General features: G+C 61.5%; 1 protein-coding gene and 1 pseudogene. Both read right to left on the reverse strand.

What is annotated here, in order from left to right; translation table 11 throughout:
• Positions 1 to 119 precede the first annotated feature (119 nt).
• Positions 120 to 610: pseudogene (locus tag G6N73_RS35755) on the reverse strand (IS6 family transposase); the annotation flags it as partial.
• Positions 611 to 860: 250 nt separating this feature from the next.
• On the reverse strand, positions 861 to 1,259 hold a 399-nt coding region (locus G6N73_RS35760), incomplete at its 5' end, for an SDR family NAD(P)-dependent oxidoreductase (RefSeq protein WP_165034556.1).

Below are 1,259 nucleotides of genomic sequence, written 5' to 3' on the forward strand. Positions count from 1 at the left end.
GTAGAGAATGGAAAAGAACCGAGCCCGAATTGATCTTGGCTAGACCTCGAAGACCCAAAATCGTCCCACAATTGCCCTCGACTAGCTCCAGTCCCTTGTGATCGCCTGCACGCTATGTGTCACGAGCGGGTATATTCGTCCTGATTTGGGGATATCCGGATAGGTCGGCAGCCACAGTTCATCGCTGAGCTCTGGTTCCACCGCGCCGACGCGTATAAGTAGGCAAACCTTGCCTGCCGTTTGCGCATCATGTGAACCATTTCGACGCCGGACAGGGTGACCTCGGCTTTGCCAGCGACTTGAAGCCGAGCATGCAGCGGATGCGGCGCTTGACGCGCCGATGGTCCTGCTCGATCCGATTGTTGAGGTACTTGCTCTTGCGTACGTGGATTGGTTTCAGTGAGCGCCGCGATCGATCCCGCAACCGGTTTTCGGCATCGCAGAAGATGATCGCCTCGTGGTTGGTCTGACTGCCGTCTATGACGATGCGATTCGGCCGGCCGTGGCGCTCCAGCGCCTTTCGGAGGAAGCGTTTTGCGGCACGCAGGTCACGGTTTTCGCTGAAGAGGAATTCGACCGTGTCGCCGACGCTGTCGATGGCACGATAGAGCAGGTGTCATGCCGCAATGACCTTTCCGAAAAGTTTGCGACGGAACCCGGAGGCGGCAACGCGGTCGCCTGCATTCTGCACAACCGCCGCCTGGTTCGCTTAGCGAAGCCGACGTCGATCAGGCCGGCCCGCCCGCCGGCTTTCAGAACCGCTTGCGCGATGCCGCGGGCAATGCCGCCGGCGCCGCCCGCCCGTGACGGCGATGACTCTGTTCTCAAGTGCTTTCATTGCCAGTTTCCTATACTTTTTCTCACCAAGTCGGGCGGGCGCTGACGCCGCCGTCTACAACCAGATCCGCGCCGGTGATCCAGCGCGCCGCATCGGATGCCAGGAAAAGCGCTGCATCCGCGATATCGTCGGGACGGCCAAGCCTTTCCAGCGCCGCAGCCGCCTTCCAGCGGCCGACACCTTCCCGCCAGCCATCCTCGATGCCATAGCGGTGGATCAGCCCAGGGCAGATCGAATTGACGCGGATGCCATGCGCGCCGAATTCCAGCGCCGCAGCCTTGGTGAACATCAGCAGCGCCGCCTTGGAAGTGGCGTAGTGGCCATGGCCGGGTGCCGGATTGTGCCCCTCGATCGAGGCGATGTTGACGACCGAGCCAGGTTTGCCAGCTTTCCTTGCATGCTCGGCGAAGGCGCGGACTAG

The organism is Allomesorhizobium camelthorni, assembly GCF_011045125.1.
GTDB classification, from domain to species: domain Bacteria; phylum Pseudomonadota; class Alphaproteobacteria; order Rhizobiales; family Rhizobiaceae; genus Allomesorhizobium; species Allomesorhizobium camelthorni.